11 protein-coding genes are annotated in these 14909 nt (G+C 60.8%); 2 read left to right on the forward strand and 9 right to left on the reverse strand.

Annotated elements, in window-relative coordinates:
* Positions 1 to 142: 142 nt before the first annotated feature.
* Both treS and glgB read left to right on the forward strand, forming a co-directional pair.
* A complete protein-coding gene (gene treS / locus ACA073_RS12880; RefSeq protein WP_497403893.1) occupies positions 143 to 3484 on the forward strand; it encodes a maltose alpha-D-glucosyltransferase in 3342 nt (1113 codons plus the stop codon).
* Positions 3485 to 3486: 2 nt separating this feature from the next.
* On the forward strand, positions 3487 to 5718 hold the full coding sequence (gene glgB / locus ACA073_RS12885; RefSeq protein WP_497403894.1) for a 1,4-alpha-glucan branching protein GlgB: 2232 nt from the start codon (positions 3487 to 3489) through the stop codon (positions 5716 to 5718).
* 122 nt (positions 5719 to 5840) lie between these two features.
* On the opposite strand, the gene ACA073_RS12890 is transcribed toward glgB, so the two are convergent.
* The 9 genes from ACA073_RS12890 to ACA073_RS12930 all read right to left on the reverse strand — a co-directional run bounded on the left by ACA073_RS12890 (position 5841) and on the right by ACA073_RS12930 (position 14889).
* Entirely contained in the window at positions 5841 to 6908 is a 1068-nt protein-coding gene (locus ACA073_RS12890; RefSeq protein ID WP_497403896.1) for an autotransporter outer membrane beta-barrel domain-containing protein, read from the reverse strand.
* A gap of 415 nt (positions 6909 to 7323) precedes the next feature.
* Positions 7324 to 8124: an endonuclease/exonuclease/phosphatase family protein gene (locus ACA073_RS12895; protein WP_497403898.1), complete on the reverse strand. Its 801-nt coding sequence runs from the start codon at positions 8122 to 8124 to the stop codon at positions 7324 to 7326.
* A gap of 187 nt (positions 8125 to 8311) precedes the next feature.
* On the reverse strand, positions 8312 to 9070 hold the full coding sequence (locus ACA073_RS12900; protein ID WP_497403900.1) for a PIG-L deacetylase family protein: 759 nt from the start codon (positions 9068 to 9070) through the stop codon (positions 8312 to 8314).
* Positions 9071 to 9191: 121 nt separating this feature from the next.
* Positions 9192 to 9851, reverse strand: coding sequence for a glycosyltransferase family 2 protein (locus ACA073_RS12905; protein ID WP_497403902.1), 660 nt, complete (start codon positions 9849 to 9851; stop codon positions 9192 to 9194).
* Complete coding sequence (locus ACA073_RS12910; RefSeq protein ID WP_497403904.1) at positions 9848 to 10447, reverse strand: SAM-dependent methyltransferase; 600 nt, start codon at positions 10445 to 10447, stop codon at positions 9848 to 9850. Before ACA073_RS12910 ends, ACA073_RS12905 begins: the two co-directional genes overlap by 4 nt.
* Positions 10444 to 11202: a PIG-L deacetylase family protein gene (locus tag ACA073_RS12915; RefSeq protein WP_497403905.1), complete on the reverse strand. Its 759-nt coding sequence runs from the start codon at positions 11200 to 11202 to the stop codon at positions 10444 to 10446. Before ACA073_RS12915 ends, ACA073_RS12910 begins: the two co-directional genes overlap by 4 nt.
* Positions 11199 to 12188, reverse strand: a complete 990-nt coding sequence (locus ACA073_RS12920; protein WP_497403907.1) for an acyl-CoA dehydrogenase family protein — start codon at positions 12186 to 12188, stop codon at positions 11199 to 11201. The genes ACA073_RS12915 and ACA073_RS12920 overlap by 4 nt, the downstream gene beginning before the upstream one ends.
* Position 12189: 1 nt before the next feature.
* Complete coding sequence (gene glgX, locus ACA073_RS12925; RefSeq protein WP_497403909.1) at positions 12190 to 14349, reverse strand: glycogen debranching protein GlgX; 2160 nt, start codon at positions 14347 to 14349, stop codon at positions 12190 to 12192.
* 216 nt (positions 14350 to 14565) lie between these two features.
* Positions 14566 to 14889 carry a DUF2934 domain-containing protein gene (locus ACA073_RS12930; protein WP_497403911.1) on the reverse strand — a complete coding sequence of 108 codons (324 nt, stop codon included), beginning with the start codon at positions 14887 to 14889 and terminating at the stop codon, positions 14566 to 14568.
* Positions 14890 to 14909: the final 20 nt, after the last annotated feature.

Genomic DNA, 14909 nt, shown 5'->3' on the forward strand with positions numbered 1-14909 from the left:
CTCGCGAAGAGGCCATCACATTCAACATCAAATGTTGGCAGATCGATCGCTTTCGCGAGCAAGCCCGCTCCCACAGGTCAATCATCGCGTTGGAGATCTGTGATCGGCTCAGCGGGTTTTTCGAATTCAACAGGAGTTTCAAATGGCGAAGAAACCCAAGGCAGCCACCTTTATCAAGGACCCGCTCTGGTACAAGGATGCAGTGATCTACCAGGTTCACGTTAAGTCTTTTTTCGACTCCAACAACGACGGGATCGGTGACTTTCCCGGTCTTATCGCCAAACTCGATTACATCGCCGACCTCGGTGTCAACACCATCTGGCTCCTGCCGTTCTACCCGTCGCCACGGCGCGATGACGGCTACGACATTGCCGAATACCGCGGCGTGCATTCCGATTACGGCACCATGGCCGATGCCAAACGTTTTATTTCCGAGGCCCACAAGCGTGGCTTGCGGGTCATCACCGAACTGGTCATCAACCACACCTCGGACCAGCACGCCTGGTTCCAGCGTGCGCGCAAAGCCAAACCCGGTTCGGCGGCGCGGGACTTCTACGTGTGGTCCGATGACGATCAGAAATACGACGGCACTCGCATCATCTTTCTCGACACCGAGAAATCCAACTGGACCTGGGACCCGGTCGCCGGCCAGTACTTCTGGCACCGTTTCTATTCGCACCAGCCGGACCTGAATTTCGATAACCCGCAGGTCATGAAAGCCGTGTTGTCGGTGATGCGCTACTGGCTCGACATGGGCATCGACGGTCTGCGCCTGGACGCTATCCCGTACCTGATCGAACGAGACGGCACCAACAACGAAAACCTGCCGGAGACCCACGACGTCCTCAAGCAGATCCGTGCCGAGATCGACGCCAACTACCCCGACCGCATGCTGCTCGCCGAGGCCAACCAATGGCCGGAAGACACGCAGTTGTACTTCGGTGACACCGATAAAAAAGGCCTCAACGGCGACGAATGCCACATGGCGTTTCACTTCCCGTTGATGCCGCGCATGTACATGGCGCTGGCCCAGGAAGACCGTTTTCCGATCACCGATATTCTGCGCCAGACCCCGGAAATCCCGGCCAACTGTCAGTGGGCGATTTTCCTGCGCAACCACGATGAGCTGACCCTGGAAATGGTCACCGACAAGGAACGCGACTACCTGTGGAATTACTACGCGTCCGACCGTCGGGCGCGGATCAACCTGGGGATTCGCCGTCGCCTCGCACCGTTGATGGAACGCGACCGTCGCCGTGTGGAACTGCTCAACAGCCTGCTGCTGTCGATGCCCGGCACACCGACCCTGTATTACGGCGATGAAATCGGCATGGGCGACAACATCTACCTCGGCGACCGCGATGGCGTGCGTACGCCGATGCAGTGGTCAATCGACCGTAACGGCGGTTTCTCCCGCGCCGATCCGGCCAGCCTGGTGCTGCCACCGATCATGGACCCGCAATACGGTTACTTGTCTGTCAACGTCGAAACCCAGGCCGGCGACCCGCACTCGTTGTTGAACTGGACCCGACGCATGCTCGCGGTGCGCAAGCAGTCCAAGGCGTTCGGACGCGGCACCCTGAAAATGCTGTCGCCGAGCAACCGGCGGATTCTGGCCTATACCCGAGAATTCACCGGGCCGGATGGCAAATACGAAATCATCCTGTGTGTCGCCAACGTATCGCGCAGTGCGCAAGCGGCGGAGCTGGACCTGTCCGCTTATGCCGGCATGGTGCCGGTGGAAATGCTCGGTGGTAACGCCTTCCCGCCGATTGGCCAATTGAATTTCCTCCTGACCCTGGCGCCTTACGGCTTCTATTGGTTCGGACTTGCTGCGGAGAATCAAATGCCTAGCTGGCACGTAGAACCGGCGCAAAGCCTGCCGGACTTCACCACCCTGGTGCTGAAAAAACGCATGGAAGAACTGCTCGAAGCGCCTTCACGCGGCACGCTGGAGCAGGGCATCCTGCCGAGCTGGTTGCAGAACCGGCGCTGGTTCGCGGGCAAGGACGCAGCCATCGATAAGGTCAATCTGACCTACGGTGTGCGCTTCGGTGATGCGCAGCATCCGGTACTGCTGAGTGAAATCGAAGTCACCAGCGGCGGCCAGACCAGCCGTTATCAGCTGCCGTTCGGCTTCATCGCGGATGATCAGGTCGGCCCGGCGTTGCCGCAGCAACTGGCGTTGTCTCGGGTGCGACGCGGTCCGCAGGTGGGTTTGATCACCGATGCATTTAGCCTTGAACACTTCATCCGCGCAGTCTTGCAAGGCATGCAGGACAACACCGTGTTGCCTTCCGATGGTGGCGAGATTCGTTTCGAGCCGACTGCAGAGCTGGCCAGACTGGGCCTGACGGCTGAATCGGAAGTGCGCTATCTCTCTGCCGAGCAGTCCAACAGTTCAGTGGTGATCGGCAGCAGTCTGGTGCTCAAACTGATCCGCAAGGTCGCCTCGGGCGTGCACCCGGAACTGGAAATGAGCGCGTACCTGACCGGTGCAGGCTTCGCCAATATCTCGCCATTGCTGGGTTCGGTGGTCCGCCGCGATGCCAAGGGCGAAGACAACCTGCTGATGATCGCCCAAGGCTATCTGAGCAATCAGGGCGATGCGTGGGAATGGACGCAGAACAACCTCGAACGGGCATTGCGCGACGAACTCGCCGATGCCATGTCCGAGCAGGAACAGCATTACAACGCGCTGGGCGAACTGCGCGACTTTGCCGGCATGCTCGGTCAGCGTCTGGGGGAAATGCATCAGGTCCTGGCAGCGCCGACCGACAACCCGGACTTCGCCCCGCAAGTCACCACGCAAAAAGATGCCTTGGCCTCGGCCAAGGATGTCGCGGCGCAACTGGAGCACGCGCTGAAGTTGCTCCAGCAGCATCAAAACGAACTGAACCCGGCGGACAAAGCCCTGGTCACTCGTTTACTGGACAACAAAAAAGCCATCCTCAGCCACGTTCAGGAATTGGGCAGAAAGGCGACCGGTGGCTTGCGGATTCGCGTCCATGGCGACTTGCACCTGGGGCAAGTGCTGGTGATCAAGGGCGATGCTTACCTGATCGACTTTGAAGGTGAACCGGCGCGACCACTGGCCGAACGGCGCGGCAGGCACAGCCCGTACAAGGATGTCAGCGGCGTCTTGCGCTCGTTCGACTACGCGGCAGCCATGGCGATCAACGTGCATAACGTCGATAACACCGCCGAAGCGCAAGCCGCCCGTCAGCGAGTATCCGACCGCTATTTAAATGAAGCCAAACAGACATTTGTCGACGCCTATCGGCTGGCGGCAGCTAGTCTTGCTCATGCGTGGCAAGATCCGGAAGGCGAGGACGCCGCGCTGGCGTTGTTCGGTCTGGAAAAGGCGGCGTATGAGGTGGCCTATGAGGCAGAGAATCGGCCCACCTGGTTGCCCGTGCCGTTGCACGGTTTATATGGATTATTGAGTGGGCTTAAACCCTTTTCCGATCTTGGTGGAGAGTAGTCATGAGTTTCTCGAACAAGGAACAGGGTCACGCTAAAGAGGCGTTACTGCCCAGATCGCGGGACATCGACGCGCTGGTACGCGCCCAGCATCACGACCCCTTTGCAATTCTCGGCCCCCATGGCGATGACGCCGGCGGGCAGTTCATTCGGGCTTATCTGCCTGACGCGTTGAGCGTACAGGTACTGGCCAAGGACTCCGGGGAAGAACTCGGCGCGCTTGAAGCCACTGAAACGCCCGGGCTGTTTGTCGGGCATTTCGATCGGGCGCAGCCGTATGTGCTGCGCACGCGTTGGGCGGGCGGCGAACAGGTTGCCGAAGACCCTTACAGCTTCGGTCCGTTGCTCGGTGAAATGGACTTGTACCTGTTCGCCGAAGGCAATCACCGTGACCTGAGCAGTTGCCTCGGTGCTCAGTTGAAAAACGTCGAGGGTATCGACGGCGTGCGTTTCGCCGTGTGGGCACCGAACGCCAAACGGGTGTCGGTGGTTGGCGACTTCAATAACTGGGACGGCCGTCGGCACCCGATGCGCCTGCGTCACCCTACCGGCGTCTGGGAGTTGTTCATCCCGCGCATGCAGGCAGGCGAGGCCTACAAGTACGAGATCCTCGGTGCCCACGGCATTCTGCCGCTCAAGGCCGATCCGATGGCGCTGGCCACCTCGATGCCGCCGGACACCGCGTCGAGAGTGGCTTCGCCGCTGAACATCGACTGGCAGGACCACGAGTGGATGCAGGCACGGGTCGAGCGTTCACACCCCGGTGCACCGCTGTCGATCTACGAATTGCACGCCGGTTCCTGGCAGTGCGAGCTGGACGATCTGGGCGAAGTGGCCCGTCAGTACAATTGGCATGAGCTGGGCGAACGGTTGATTCCGTACGTCAAGGAACTGGGTTTCACCCACATTGAACTGATGCCGATCATGGAGCACCCGTTCGGCGGCTCGTGGGGCTATCAACTGCTCTCACAGTTCGCCCCGAGCGCCCGTTACGGTTCGCCGGATGATTTCGCGGCGTTCGTCAACGCCTGCCACCTGGCCGACATCGGCGTCATCCTCGATTGGGTCCCGGCGCATTTTCCGACCGATACCCACGGTCTGGCGCAATTCGACGGTACTGCGCTGTACGAATACGGCAACCCGCAGGAGGGTTTCCACCAGGATTGGGACACGCTGATCTACAACCTCGGGCGTACCGAAGTGCACGGCTACATGCTGGCCTCGGGGTTGCACTGGCTCAAGCATTTCCACGTCGACGGCCTGCGCGTCGATGCGGTGGCGTCGATGCTGTATCGCGATTACTCGCGCAAGGCCGGTGAGTGGGTGCCGAACCGCCACGGCGGTCGCGAAAACCTTGAAGCGATCGACTTCCTGCGCCACCTCAACGACGTGGTCAACCTGGAAGCGCCTGGCGCGCTGGTGATCGCCGAAGAATCCACGGCGTGGCCCGGCGTCAGCCAGAGCACGCAACAGGGCGGCCTTGGCTTCGACTACAAATGGAACATGGGCTGGATGCACGATTCGCTGCATTACATCCAGCAGGACCCGGTGTATCGCGCGCATCACCACAACGAACTGAGTTTCGGTCTGGTGTATGCCTGGTCGGAACGCTTCATCCTGCCGATTTCCCACGACGAAGTGGTCCACGGCAAACACTCGCTGATCGACAAGATGCCCGGTGATCGCTGGCAGAAATTTGCCAACCTGCGGGCTTACCTGAGCTTCATGTGGGCGCATCCGGGCAAGAAACTGTTGTTCATGGGTTGCGAATTTGGTCAGTGGCGCGAGTGGAACCACGACCAGCAGCTGGATTGGTACTTGCTGCAGTATTCGGAACACAAAGGCGTGCAGAAACTCGTTGGTGACCTGAACCGGTTGTACCGCGAAGAACCCGCCTTGCATGGGCAGGACGACGCACCGCAAGGGTTCCAGTGGTTGATTGGCGATGATGCGATCAACAGCGTTTATGCGTTCCTGCGCTGGAGCAAAGACGGGCGGCCGGTGTTGGTGGTGGCTAACTTTACGCCGGTGCCGCGCGAGAGCTATCGGATCGGCGTGCCGTTTGCCGGGCGCTGGACTGAGGTGATCAACAGCGATGCGGCGATGTATGCCGGGTCGAATTACGGGAACAGCGGCGGGGTGTATGCCGAGGAAGAGGCGAGCCACGGCCAGGCGTTGTCGCTGGTGCTGAACTTGCCGCCGTTGGCGGTGTTGATGTTGCGGCCGGAGGGTTGATCTAAAACCGCGTCGCTGCTTTCGCGAGCAAGCCCGCTCCCACAGGGATCACGCTGTCCTGTGGGAGCGGGCTTGCTCGCGAAAGCGGTAGACCAGACAACACACCTCTTGAAGTCAGTCCCTCACCAACGCATCCGCACACCCAGACTGCCAATCAAACCATTCAAATCATTGTCATCCACATCACTGCTGTAATCGGCGCTGAAGTACAGACTCACCGCGGGTGTCACTCTGGCCACCAGCCCCAACCCCACTTCGACGGTCGATGAGTAGCGGCTGCTGCTGATCTTGTCGACCTGATCGAGGGTCACGGTATTGCCGGTGTACACCGTATGCCACAAGTTGGTCCGCACATACGGTTCAACCGCCAGACCGTTGATGTCGTAACTACCTTTCAACCGTGCACCGACCCGGCCGCTCCAGGCGCTCAGGTCGCTGGACGAGGCATTTCCCGATCCGGCATAGGGCGTGTCCAGCGTGATTCGCTGATTGATCAACTGCGCCTGGGGTTCGACGACCCAGTTGTCGCTCAGACCAATCGGAAAGCCGCCTTCCACCGAGAAGGTGACTGCACTGCCTTCAGTGACTTGCCGGGCGCCTTGTTCGTTTCGGCTGACGCCGTTGACCCGACCTCCGCTGGCCGTCAAATCCACGTGCCAGCCTTGGGGGGCGGTCAGGCTCCAGTAGGCGCCCAGGCTCTGGCCTTCAAGGTTAAGCGTGTCGGTGTCGGGGGCGGCGAGGGCGCGACTGGTCAGCAGGCCGTTGCCGTTACTCTGGAACTGACTGGTGCCGCCGATCAAACCGATCTGCTGGGTATGGCCGCTGCCACTTTGCAGGGTGAGAATCGCCGGGCCTTTGAATTGATTGGCGCCAGGAAGCGTGAAGCCTTGGGACTGGTAATCGGTTAGCGCCTGCCGCGACGCCTGTCCGTAAAGCTGATCCCAGGCCGAAGGCGCAACGTCTTCGATCGTCAGGTGTGAACTTCGCAAATCAGGGTTGGCACTGAAGCGGCCGGGGTAGGTAGATGCGAGAGTGGGCAAGGTAAGCACCGGGACCTCCTGGTCATACCAGGGGGTTGTTTCTTCCGCGGCAGGCGAGGCCTGCACTTCCATGGATGAGCACAGCAGGAGTGAACTCGATACCGTGCAAAAAGTGACTTTGATCTCTTGTGGGGTGAATGAAGTTCTCATGGGGGTCTACCTTGCAGTCGCATGTGGCATCTCGCTCTGGCGTCTCTCCTACCCCTGATTGAGGGGCGACCGAATGGATTGGGGCAAGCCTCGGCCCGCCCGTTTTCACGGGTGTCTGATGGTTTGCCTCAGGTGATACTTCCGGGGGTAGTACGGTGTAGCTAAGAAGACTCACGGCCCCGCGTCAAGAAAATGAACGATGAGCGGTATGACTAAATTAGCGAATGCAACTGATTGTTTTTCTGCGCTTATCTAAGTTCTTGTTTGTACGAAAAATCATCGTGGAGGCCGTGATTCAGAGGTGTTCGGCAGCCGACCATCGGTAAGGCGCTCAGTAGGACTCACGGGATTTCCGATCACATTCACCCTCAAATTGCTGTCAATAGTGCTTCAGCAAACGGGGGGCGCGGCCGCGTTACAAATGCACTTCCACCGCTAATGGCAAATGATCCGACAAATGCGTCCACGGCTTGCTGCCCAATATCCGCGGGTCGTGACTACTGGCATTGCGCAGATAAATCCGGTCCAGGCGCAGCAACGGAAACCGCGCCGGATAGGTTTTGGCAGGGCGACCATGGTGGCGTTCGAAGGCTTCGTGCAGGTAGTCGCGACGGCCGAGGGCGGTATTGCCTTGTAACTGCCAGTCGTTGAAGTCGCCGGCGATGATCACCGGTGCACGGTCGGGCAGGGATTCCAGCAGTAGGCAGAGCAATTCGAGCTGCAACTGGCGATGGCTTTCCAACAGGCTCAGGTGCACGCAAATCGCATGGACTTCGGTGTGGCCCGGGACGTCCAGCACACAATGCAGCAGTCCTCGGCGCTCGGGACCGGTGATCGAGACGTCGAGGTTGCGATACTCGCGGATCGGGTACTTCGACAGCAGTGCGTTGCCGTGGTGGCCATTGGGGTAAACCGCGTTGCGCCCATAGGCGAAATCGCTCCACATGCTGTCGGCCAGAAACTCGTATTGCGAGGTCCGTGGCCAATTGTTGAAACGGGAAGAATGCCGCTCGTGTTCACCGACGACTTCCTGCAGGAACACCAGGTCCGCCGACGTACTGCGTACCGCCTCACGCAGTTCCGGAAGAATGAAGCGTCGGTTGAATGCGGTGAAACCCTTGTGGGTGTTGACCGTCAGCACCCGAAGTCGATGAATCGCCGGGGACGTGTTCAATGGCACCGAGTCGACGGACTGCCGTTTGGGATCGTCGCTCACTTTCACTCCTATGGATCGGGGTTACTTATGTATGCGACTGAAACCGGTGCGGGCAGTTCAGTTCGAATGCCCCCTTGACCCATGTGGGAGCGGGCTTGCTCGCGAATGCGGTCTGTCATTCAACACTGATGCCATCTGACACACCGCATTCGCGAGCAAGCCCGCTCCCACGGGGGTTTGGGGTAGTTCAGACGAACACGATTTCATACGGCAACCGCATGCGCTCAAGCAGTACCGGTGGCAGCATCGGGGCTATGCCGATGGCCGGTTCGCCGTCGAGCTGGCTGGCGTAGGCGTGAGTGGCGTGGCTTTTGCGCGCGACGGTCCAGGTATCGAGACGGACCTTGCGTGCGCGGTGCCAAGGGATCAACCCTTGATCGCGCGATGGCCAGTGCCAGGCCCAGACCGGCATTTCGTTCAACGCGACCCCGACCGAAGCCGCGGCTTTGGCGCTGGCGCGGCCCACGGCGTCATGATCGACATTGCCGTCCTCGCACCAGGTGGTGAACACCACATCGCCAGGCCGCAGGTAGCGGGCAATGAACTGGGTCATTTGAAGCTCGCGCTCGGCGAGGGCATTGTCGGTGAAACCGCCGCGAATCCACTTCAGGCTGTGCATCGGCAATCCGAGCCGGCGCAAGGCTTCGACGCTTTCCTGGGGACGAAACACGCTGAGGCGTTTCTCCGACCACTGCTGCGACCCCGGATGACTGGCGCTGCCGTCGGTGATCGAGATCAGTTGCAGGGGATGGCCCAGGGCACTGAGTAATTGCAGCAGACCGCCGCAAGTCACGACTTCGTCACCGGGATGCGGTGCAATGACCACGGCGCGTGCGCCGGAGGGGACCAGGGTCTGAGTGTTGATGACCGGAACATTGTCCAGCTGAGGAGCGTTATTCCAGATCTGGGCTGACAGGCTGCTGTCGCTGATGGAAACAGGTTTCATCGGGCTACGTCCTTGTTCTCGTTGATAGCAATGTGCCGCGCTCCCGATCCTGGATTGCGGCGAGCAGAGTATTGCTCAAGTAAGGCTATTCGTCGCGTCGATGTTCGATCGGGTACGTTTTTTATCCGGGTTGCACCAGGTCGCGCAGGTAATCACCGAAGCCGCCCCGGGCCCGACTGTCCAGTCGCGCACTGGTGAGCACCTGAGGTCGCTGGCTCCAGGCAATGGTCGCGCCGCAGCGTTCGAGCTGCCGCACCAGTTGCACGTCTTCATCGCACGCCAGGGGTTCAAAACCACCGGCAAGTCGGTAAGCGTCGGCGCTGATCCCGAGATTGGCGCCGTGAATATGCCGGTGTCCCTCACGGTGCTGATAGTGCTGGTGATAACGAATCTGTGCCGATTCACCGAACGATTCATCCCACGCTTCCACGGTGACCGTGCCGCACACCGCGTCCGCCTCGAGCGACAGTTGCGCCACCAGCCAGTCATGGGCGACGCGACTGTCGGCGTCGGAGCAGGAAATCCAGCGCACCCCGCGCTCCAGTAAAAACCGCGCACCCGCAGCCCGGGCCTGGCCGACGTTGCGTGCATTGATTTCCAGGCAGTGCACCGGGTAACTGCCGACGATGTCGGACGATCGATCGGTACAACTGTCGAGCACCACCAGCACGACGACCGTCTCACCGCCCAACAGCTCATGTTGCGCGGCACGCAGCGCGGCTTGCAGACAGTCTTCCAGCAACGCTTCTTCGTTATGCGCCGGGATCAGAATACCGATCATCGCAAGCCCTCAAGAGCCGCCACAGAGCGTGGTTCGCGGCTCCAGAGTTCCAGCAGGAAGTCGGCTTCCTGATGCAGGACCAGGCGCGGCAGGTGCAGATGCTCGTGCAATACGTCGTGAACCTGCCGGGCGTTAAGCGGGCAGCCATCGATCGGTGGGCGCCAGTGGCAGGCCAGGAGCTGGCCATCGGCGGTCAGCGACTGCGCGGCGTGTTCGATCAGGTGTTTGAGGTCATCAGCGTCCAGGTAGTAACCGACTTCACTGAGCACGATCAGGTCGAACTGTTCGTTCGGCCAGTCGCCGGGCAAGCGGCTGTGGCGCACTTCGGCGTGGTCGAACAGACCCAGGCGAGTTCTGGCCAGCGTCACGGCGGCGGCTGCGGTGTCGCAGCACAACAGGCGATCGCAACGGGTGGCCAGCTCGGCACTCAACTCACCGTTGGCGCAGCCTGGTTCGAAAATGGAGCGGTAGCGGGGACGGGGCAATGCGGCGAGGGTGATCGCGCGTTTGCGCTGTTCGTACCAGCGCTGACGAAACGTCCAGGGATCGTCGCTGCCGGCAAACAACCCGTCGAAATAGCGATCCTCGACACTCATAGAAACACCACCTCAAACGGTTGCAGCAAACGATCGAGCACGTAGGGCGCGAGTACGGGCGGCAAGCCGATGTGCGGGTCGCCTTCCAACTGGCTGGCGAAGGCATGAATGGCATGACGCTTGCGCGCAACCAGCGGCGGGGTCAGCAGGATTTTTCGCGCTCGCTGCCACGGCACCAGGCAGTCTTCAGGGGTTGCCCAATGCCACGTCCAGACGGGCAGTTCATGCATCTTTGCGCCGACACGTTTCGCCGCCGCGGCACTGGCGCGCCCAACCGCTTCATGATCGCAATGACCGTCTTCGCGCCAAGTGGTGAAGACCACATCGGTGGGGCGCAGGTGACGTTCGATGAATTCCCCCAATTGCGTTTCCCGCGCCGCGACCTGACTGTCAGCGAACCCGCCGCGCAACCACTTGAGGCTGTGCAACGGCAGGCCGAGACGACGCAAGGCTTCGACGGATTCTTGCGGACGGACCGCGCTCAAGCGCTCGACCGGCCAGCGCCGGGAGCCGGGGTGGCTGGCACTGCCGTCGGTCACCGAAATCAGTTGCAACGGCCGCTGAGCGGCGGCGAGCAATTGCAGGAAACCGCCGCAGCTGAGCACTTCGTCGTCCGGGTGCGGGGCAATGATCACCGCGCGAGAGCCTTCGGGCACCAGATCAAGGATGTCGATCACCGGCAATTGCGCCAGATGGCTGGAGGTTTGCCACAGGCGCAAGGGCGTGCCCTGACCGACGATGGGATTGGCTTTCATAACGTCCATGTTCCTTTGATGACGTGCTTGCCGAGGGCGGCGAGATCGCGTTCGGCGTGGCTTTGACGCAGGAACACCGGCAGGTCGGCGATCAATCGGGCGAACTGCCGGTCCTTGCAATAAGGACCAGCGCCGAGGGCGTGGCCAACGTGCCGGATCACCTGTTCGACGGCATTTTCAACCACCGCCCGGGTGCGGCGAGCGAGGCGTTCGGCGTCGTCCTGTGGCGCGGCATCGATGCTCAATGCGCTGAATCGCAACACCGTTGCCGCCGCATACAGCGCGCTGTCGACTGCGCCGAGGTGGGCGAGGGCGTGGGGTTCTTCGCGATGGCCGCAGTGACTGCGCAGACGTTCGGCGAGACTTTGCGCCGCGCCGTACCAGCACGCCGCAATGCCGATCCCGCCTTGCCAGAAGCCCGGGCGTTGCAGATAGTCGCCGGGATTGCCGATGGCCTGCGCTTCGGCGCCATCGAACAGCACTTCAACGCTGCCAGTGGCGCCCATGCCCAGCGCTTGCCAGCCTTGATCGGTAATGGTCACGCCAGGTTGATCCAGCGCCACCGCTACCAATTGCTGGCGGTCCTGTTCATCCCACGCCGTCAGCAACGCGTGACTCAACACCGCCGCGCCCGAACACCAGGCCTTGCTTCCGTTCAGCGCAACCCTCTGGCCTTGAGGGCTGACCCGCACCCGCGCGTCCGGCGGCTCGGCGGCCCACATTCCCCAGGTGCTGGACGGCGTGGGCGAACCGCCAAGTTGCTGGATGATCGCCAGGGCATCGGTATGACCCTCGTACAACTTGCACAACCCCAGATCATGCCCGCCGACCTCGGCCAGTCGCAGAAAGCGCTCCAGTGTCTGGCCGCTGCCCGGCAGCGGCAGCTGATCGAGACCGGCCGCGACCAGTTCCCGCAAGCACCGGCCTAGCGCCCGTGTATCGGCGTAGTCCGCTGACTGTCGATGGAGAAAGGCCTGCAGGTCCATTTCACTCTTCTTCCTCATGCTGCAATTCGAACAGCAGCAGCGAACGGCCGGTGACGGAATATTCGTGACCGAACTCGAAGCGTTCCTGACCACGGATCGACGGTTGGTTGGTGTCGATCATGCAAGTCCAGAAACCGCCATCCGGCACTTCGGGCAGGGTGAAGTTGACGATGTCGTGGTGCGCGTTGACCACCAGTAACAACGTCGCGTCACCGCCCTTGCGGCGAATCCCGGTTTCCTGTGCCCGGCCATCCAGCAACATGCCGAGGCATTTGCCGTGTGCTTCCTCCCATTGCTCGATGCTCATCTCGCTGCCATCCGGTGCGAGCCAAGTGACGTCTTTGACGCCGATGTCCTCGTTGTAATTGCCCACCAGGAACCGTCCGCGACGGAGGATCGGGTAGGCCAGACGCAACTTGATCAGGCGTTTGACGAACTTCAGCAAGGCCTTGCCGTCTTCGCTCAAATCCCAATTGACCCAACCGATCTCGCTGTCCTGGCAATAGGCGTTGTTGTTGCCCTCCTGAGTGCGGGCGAATTCGTCACCGGCCACCAGCATCGGCGTGCCCTGGGACAGCAGTAGCGTGGCGAAGAAGTTGCGCATCTGCCGCTGGCGCAGCGCATTGATCTCGGGATAGTCGGTCGGGCCTTCGACGCCGTGGTTCCAGGAGAGGTTGTTGTTGCTGCCGTCCTGGTTGTTTTCGTCGTTGGCTTCGTTGTGTTTGTCGTTGTACGACACCAGATCGTTGAGGGTGAAACCGTCGTGAGCGGTGATGAAGTTCAACGAGGCGTATGGCCGCCGACCGCGCTGGTTGAACATTTCACCGGAAGCGGTCATGCGGCTGGCGAAGTCCGCCAGTTGGCCGTCGTCGCCTTTCCAGAACGCGCGCACGGTGTCGCGGAATTTGTCGTTCCACTCGACCCAGCCAGGCGGAAAACCACCGACCTGATAACCGCCGGGGCCACAATCCCAGGGTTCGGAAATCATCTTCACCTGACGCAGCACCGGATCCTGACGGCAGGCGACGAGGAAGCTGTGACGCTCGTCGAAGCCGTGGTGGTAGCGGCCGAGAATGGTTGCCAGGTCGAAGCGGAAACCGTCGACGTGCATTTCCGTGGCCCAGTAGCGCAAGGAGTCGGTGACCATTTGCAGCACGCACGGATGACTCAGGTCCAGGGTGTTGCCGGTGCCGGAATCGTTGATGTAGAAGCGCTTGTCGTCGGGCATCAAGCGATAGTACGAGGCGTTGTCGATGCCGCGCATGGACAGGGTCGGGCCTTGTTCGTTGCCTTCGGCGGTGTGGTTGTAGACCACGTCGAGAATCACTTCGAGATTGGCTTCGTGCAGGTGCGCGACCATCTCCTTGAACTCGGCGATCTTGCCGCTGGCCAGGTAGCGCGGGTCCGGGGCGAAGAACGCGATGCTGTTGTAGCCCCAGTAATTGGTCATGCCTTTGTGCAGCAAATGCTGGTCATTCACAAACGCGTGAATCGGCAGCAATTCCACGGACGACACGCCGAGTTTGCGGATGTGTTCCAGCACGTCATCGACCATCAACCCGGCGAAGGTGCCACGCAGGTTCTCGGGGACGGAAGGGTGACGCATGCTGATGCCGCGCACGTGAGTTTCATAAATGATCGTCTTGTCCCACGGCACGCTGACACGGTGGTCGTGGCCCCAGGTGTGCGCCGGGTCGATGACTTTGCATTTCGGCACGAACGGCGCGCTGTCGCGCTCGTCGAAACTGAGGTCGGCATCGGGGTGGCCAATGGTGTAGCCAAACAGCGCTTCAGACCATTTCAACTGGCCGACCAGTTGTTTGGCGTAGGGGTCGATCAGCAGTTTGTTGTGATTGAAGCGGTGCCCATTGGCCGGATCATAGGCACCGTAGACGCGATAGCCGTAGATCAGCCCCGGATGGGCGTCGGGCAGGTAACCGTGGTAGATCTCATCGGTGTATTCCGGCAGTTCGATGCGCTCCAGTTCGACCTCGCCGGCGTCATCGAAAATGCACAGCTCGACTCTGGTTGCATTGGCGGAAAACAACGCAAAGTTGACCCCCAGACCATCCCAGGTTGCGCCGAGCGGGAAGGGCAAACCTTCACGAATTCGCGAGGCCTCGGCCTGAGGTTCTGGCGCGGATTTTTTCGGACTGGTCATAGGTGCTCCTGCAAAAAGGGCTAATGCTTTTTGTAGGAGCGAGCTTGCTCGCGATGGACGTTAACGATTACGCGCCTCGTCTGAATAAACGCGGCGCTCTTGATTCCATCGCGAGCGAGCTCGCTCCTACAGTGTTCAATGTTTTATCGGGGACGAACGCGTCCACGGTAGCGAGCGAGCCCGCCACGAGGTCAGTCAGGACAATGCCGGGAAGCGTCAGACCGCAGGCGGTTTTCGCCCTGCGCGAGGTTTCTTCTCGGTGGATTTTTCGCCAGGCGGAATCACCGACGCCCCAGCGGCCGGTTTAGCCTTGGCTTTGGTTTTGGGCTCGCCAGCCTTGCCGTTGGCGGCTTTGCTGGCGGCGGACTTGCCCGCCGTTTTGCTGCCGGCCGCCTTGGGCGATTTGCCTGGGGCCAGGGCTTCGGCTTCAGCCAGCTTGCGAGCCATCTCCCAATGACGGGCTTCCTCGCCCTCCGGTTTTCCTTCCGATTCCCAGATCTGATAGGCAAATTGGCGAATGCGTTTTTCGTCGGTACTCATCGCTATGCTCCTGAACTGAA

The organism is Pseudomonas sp. LBUM1670, assembly GCF_059695695.1.